Here is a 4,836-nt window from a genome sequence, read left to right as displayed (position 1 = left end):
GGATCAAGGCATCTGGTCGTGCTTCAAAGATCATGCCGATGACACCAATGGGAACGACAATCTGCTCAAGCAAGAGCCCCTCATCTAGTTCCCTTCGTTGCTTGATAGTGCCAATTGGATCTGGCAGGGAAGCTACTTGTTCCAACCCAAGCAGGGATGCATGCAGCTTCTCATCATTGAAAACCAGTCTCTTGACCAGGGATTCTCTCTGCCCTGATTCTTTCGCTTTGAGAATGTCTCTCTCATTCGCAACCTTGATGGTTTCCCAGTCACGACGCAAACCCTCTCCAATCATTTGGAGAAGTTGGTTGCGTTCCGTTTCCGTACTGGAGGCAAGGCGTTTGGCACTCTTTCTCAAGGAACGAATGCTCTGTTGCAAGTATGTTGATTCCATAGTCAGTCCCTTATATACAGTAAGTATACACTAAACTGATTATGGGAAGCTATCAAGGTGATAAAGATTGAAGAGGTTCTGATTTGCGATTGCCTTTTGAAAAGTATAATGGTAAACTGCAACCAATCGCAACAAAGGAGACCCATCTATGAAGTTTAGAACCTTAGCCTTACTACTCTGCATGATCCCAGCTTTGCTCTTTGCACAAGGAGCGGCTGAACAGGCAATACAGGAGAGTGACTACTACCAGGCAGTCGATGCAAATGGGAGAACACTCAAATTACAGGAAAAGCCATCAAAGGTATTGATTGCAGGAAAAGCGGGCAATATGCCAGCGAACGCATTATTCCTCTTCCCTGAGGTTACTGACATGGACCTTACCCTTCCCAAGACTGACCAGGGATTAGGAGATTTCTTCTCATTCATCAGGCCCTCGTTGGATGACAACCCACGTATCAGTCAGGTAGCCAGTGTGGAAGAAATCGCCAGCTACCAGAGTGATCTGGTGTTGACCAAGGCAACCCACTTTACCTCTATTGCACAAAAGCTTGACCAACTTGGGGTACCCAATTTTACGATGAATCTGGAATCCTACGAGGATTGGAAGAGAGAGGTAGCTGAGCTTGGCAGGCTTCTGAAGAACAATACACGAGCTGCTGAAATACTTGATCTCTACGAACAGCGGCTTGATCCAATCAGGGAGACAGCCTCCTCAATCGATGCAAAGGACAGGAAACGTGTACTCCTCCTCCAGGCAAATACCTCCGACAACACCTACTCCTATAAGATTGCACCTGATGAGTGGATGCAGACATGGATGGTCGAGACCATTGGTGCCGAGGCAGTTTGGAAAGGTGCCAACAAGGCAGCAAACGGTTGGTCTACGGTAAGTTTCGAACAGATTGCTGCTTGGGACCCTGATATCATTATCGTTGTGAGCTACCGTACCCCGACTGACCAATACATCGAGGCAATCTATGAGTCAGAGATATGGTCAACTCTCAGAGCGGTAGAGAACAGACAGGTAAAGGCAAGTCCCTATGATATGATGAACTATATCCAGCCTGTTGCCTCCTGGATCCTTGGTCTGCAGTGGCTGGCTTCAGAAGTCTATCCTGAGCGCTATCCTGAGCTGAACATGCGTGATGAGGTCACCTCCTTCTACCAGGATTTCTATCATCTCACCGATGAGAATAAGCTTGGTTTCCTGAGAGACCGCTATAGTAATTCTGTTGCCATCAACGCACTATGAATGCCCATCAGCGCTATCAGGCAGAGCGTAAACGACGAACGGGACTCCTTCTAGGAATGCTGGGAGCAACACTGCTCCTGGCCTTCCTGTTCCTCTTTGCGGGGAGGTATCCCACTGCCGGATTCAGATTCCCAACAGACTGGTCAACCAATGCCATGACCAGGAGTATCTTCCTGCGCATCCGGCTTCCTCGTATTGTTCTGGCCTTGCTTGCCGGGGCAATGCTCAGTGCAAGCGGATTCACGTTCCAGATGCTGTTCTCAAATCCTTTGGTTGAACCTGGATTCCTGGGTGTAAGCCAAGGATCGGCCTTCGGAGCGGCATTGATGATTGTCATGGGAGTGGGATCAACCCTCTTTGTACAACTAAGCGCTACGTTCTTTGGGCTGTTGGCCTTGCTTGCTTCCTACTTGCTTGCAACCCGTTTCAGGTTTGGAGGTTGGCTGTTACGGTTGGTGCTTAGCGGAATAGCGGTATCAGCCCTCTTCTCCAGTGCACTAGGTGTGATAAAATTGGTGGCGGAACCTACCAAGGATCTGCAAGACATCACTTTCTGGATGATGGGAGGGCTCTGGAATGCCTCATGGGCCCAGATTCTCTCCATTCTATGGGTGGTCATTCTCAGTATGGCCATACTCTTGGGATATAGATGGAAACTCAACCTGCTTAGTCTCCAGGAGAAGACATCCTTCTCTGTGGGGATGAACCCCAAGCGAGATAGGATCATTCTTCTGATAGTTGCCACGGTAGGGACCACGGTCACCATTTCCATCACCGGTCTGATCGGCTGGGTTGGTTTGATCACCCCTCACCTGGGTCGTAAGTTGTTTGGTTCCGACAGCTCCACCAGCCTTCCCGGTTCCATGATTTTGGGATCATTCTTTCTCCTGGTCTGCGATACCATTGGCAGGACCGTCCTGGCTACCGAGATTCCCATCGGACTGCTCACCAGCTTCATTGGGGCCATTATCTTTATGATCATCCTCTCACTCAAGCACCAGGAGGGCAAAGCATGAACGCTTTGACGGTAAACCATCTGAGTTTCATTTACCCGAGCGGCACCAAAGCGCTCGATGATGTCTCACTCTCCGTAGAAGAAGGACAGAGTGTAGCTATCCTGGGTTCCAATGGAGCAGGTAAATCAACACTGCTCGATGTCCTGTTGGGATGGCAGAAGAGTGCCCAGGTATCATTATATGGGAAACCAATCTCCTCCTATGGGCGGAAAGAGCTCGGGAGAACATTAGCCTTGGTTCCCCAATTCGAACAATACAACTTCTCCTTTTCTCTGATCGATTACGTGCTGTTTGGGCGTTCCCCCTATCTTTCAGGGCTGGGAACACCAAGTGAAGTGGATGCAGAGATAGCCTATCAGGCACTGTATGATGTGGGTTTGGTTAACTATGCAGAGAGGCATATCACTACCTTGAGCGGAGGAGAACATCAGTTGTTGCTGCTTGCAAGGGCCATTGCCCAACAGAGTTCCATGCTCTTGCTCGATGAGCCTACAAGTGCATTGGACCCTGCCAACCGGAAAAGGGTTCTTACCATCCTGAAACAGCTGCATGCTAAGGGAAAAACCCTTCTATTTACCACGCATGACGCAAACCTTGCTTACGAACTTGCCAGCCATGTTGCGATGGTGAAGAAGGGTTCCCTGCTCTGTTACGGGCCAAAAGAAGAGGTGGTCAACACTGCCATGCTGACCACCCTCTATGATACCGAGCTAACCGTTGCCCAAGTCGGTACAAAAACACTTATCTATTGAGCTCCAGAGGAACAAAGCTGAAACTTCTTACATCAAACAACCCCATATCGGTTAACTTATAGGCAGGGATAACCGGCAATGACATAAAACAGAGTGTCATGAAGGGATCGATTTCCTTACCGATATGTAGTGATTCCTGCGCAATATGATGAAGTTTGTCCAGCTGCTCAGCAATAACTGAGCCTGCCTCGTAGCTCATCAAACCAGCAACGTTCTGTGCAAAGGAAGCCAGTATTTTCTTCTTTTTCACGATTACCATACCACCACCAATGGAGATCAAGTGCTCTACAGCCATAGCCATATCCTCATCATCATCCCCTGCTACAATGATGTTGTGTGAATCATGGGCAACGGATGTAGCCATTGCCCCACCCTGCAAGCCATACCCACGCAAGAGCGCCACAGCCACATTTCCTGTTCCTGTGTGACGCTCAACCACTGCAAGCTTGATGATATCCTGACTTTCGTCATGAACCCATTCTCCGTTTTCAACCGTTACGGTAGCCTCTCCTGCTCCAGTAACCACCCCCCCTGGGATGATGTCGATTACACGAACATTTGGGCTGGATAGTGGTAGGCGCAGACGCTTGACTGAAAAATCCTTGACTTGCATCTTGCCAGAGACTCTCTCATCATGCTTTGCCTTTGCAGCCTTGCAGATAACCCCATCTTCAGCTACCAACGTTCCTGCTACATACACCTGATGCATGGAAAACTCTTTCAGGTCATTGCAGAGCAAGAAGTCTGCCCGTTTACCAGGTGCAATCGCACCTCGGTCGGTAAGATGATAGCAATCTGTGCTATTAACGGTGGCCATACAGATAGCCTCGATTGGATCGAGTCCATCCTGTACTGCAATACGTACATTGTTGTTGATGTGCCCATCGGTGAGAATGCTTTTCGGTTGCCGGTCATCAGTGCAAAAAACACAACGTCTGCTGTTTTTTTCGGTCACTCCTCCCAGCAGCATCAGTACATTTTTACAAGCCGACCCTTCACGGAGCATGACATACATACCACGTCGGATTCGGTCACGCAACTCTTGCTCGTTCTCACACTCATGGTCGGTTAAGATCCCTGTACTTGCATAGGCATCAAGCTCTGCTCCGCTGATCGCTGGACTATGGCCATCTGTAACCTTATGTAGGCGTTTCGCCTCCATGATCTTGTCCAGGACCAGGTCTGTCCCAGCTACAACCCCAGGGAAGTCCATCATCTCACCCAAGCCGAGAACTCTCTCATGTTGCAAGGCTTCCTTGATATCCTTTGCTTCCAATACAGTCCCACTATGCTCAAAGGTAGTAGCCGGGACACAGGAAGGCACCATAAAGAAAGCTTGCAACGCTGTCTCTTTTGATGCCTCCAGCATATAGGACAACCCCTCAAGACCACATACATTGCAGATTTCATGTGGGTCTGCGA

The 4,836-nt window shown here is 49.1% G+C and carries 4 protein-coding genes and 1 pseudogene; 3 read left to right on the top strand and 2 right to left on the bottom strand.

Features of this window, described 5'->3' with window-relative positions; translation table 11 throughout:
• Positions 1–394, bottom strand: a pseudogene (locus tag JF818_RS15885) (gamma-glutamyl-phosphate reductase); the annotation flags it as partial.
• Positions 395–542: 148 nt separating this feature from the next.
• Here JF818_RS15885 and JF818_RS15880 point away from each other — a divergent pair.
• Genes JF818_RS15880 through JF818_RS15870 form a run of 3 tightly spaced genes read left to right on the top strand, consistent with a single transcriptional unit; the run spans position 543 to position 3,414 of the window.
• Positions 543–1,646 carry an ABC transporter substrate-binding protein gene (locus JF818_RS15880; protein WP_198893020.1) on the top strand — a complete coding sequence of 368 codons (1,104 nt, stop codon included), beginning with the start codon at positions 543–545 and terminating at the stop codon, positions 1,644–1,646.
• Complete coding sequence (locus JF818_RS15875; protein ID WP_198893019.1) at positions 1,643–2,662, top strand: iron ABC transporter permease; 1,020 nt, start codon at positions 1,643–1,645, stop codon at positions 2,660–2,662. The genes JF818_RS15880 and JF818_RS15875 overlap by 4 nt, the downstream gene beginning before the upstream one ends.
• Positions 2,659–3,414: an ABC transporter ATP-binding protein gene (locus JF818_RS15870; RefSeq protein WP_198893018.1), complete on the top strand. Its 756-nt coding sequence runs from the start codon at positions 2,659–2,661 to the stop codon at positions 3,412–3,414. Before JF818_RS15875 ends, JF818_RS15870 begins: the two co-directional genes overlap by 4 nt.
• Here the strand turns inward: JF818_RS15870 and ade are convergent.
• On the bottom strand, positions 3,404–4,836 hold a 1,433-nt coding region (gene ade, locus JF818_RS15865; protein WP_198893017.1), incomplete at its 5' end, for an adenine deaminase. The genes JF818_RS15870 and ade overlap by 11 nt on opposite strands.

The organism is Sphaerochaeta sp. S2 (assembly GCF_016406725.1).
Classification (GTDB): Bacteria; Spirochaetota; Spirochaetia; order Sphaerochaetales; family Sphaerochaetaceae; genus Sphaerochaeta.
This window is presented reverse-complemented; position numbering and strand designations above follow the sequence as displayed.

Excerpts from the sequence above, each read along its gene's own strand:
- JF818_RS15880 (WP_198893020.1), top strand. The coding sequence starts at position 543 with ATGAAGTTTAGAACCTTAGCCTTACTACTCTGCATGATCCCAGCTTTG.
- JF818_RS15870 (WP_198893018.1), top strand. The coding sequence starts at position 2,659 with ATGAACGCTTTGACGGTAAACCATCTGAGTTTCATTTACCCGAGCGGC.
- JF818_RS15875 (WP_198893019.1), top strand. The coding sequence starts at position 1,643 with ATGAATGCCCATCAGCGCTATCAGGCAGAGCGTAAACGACGAACGGGA.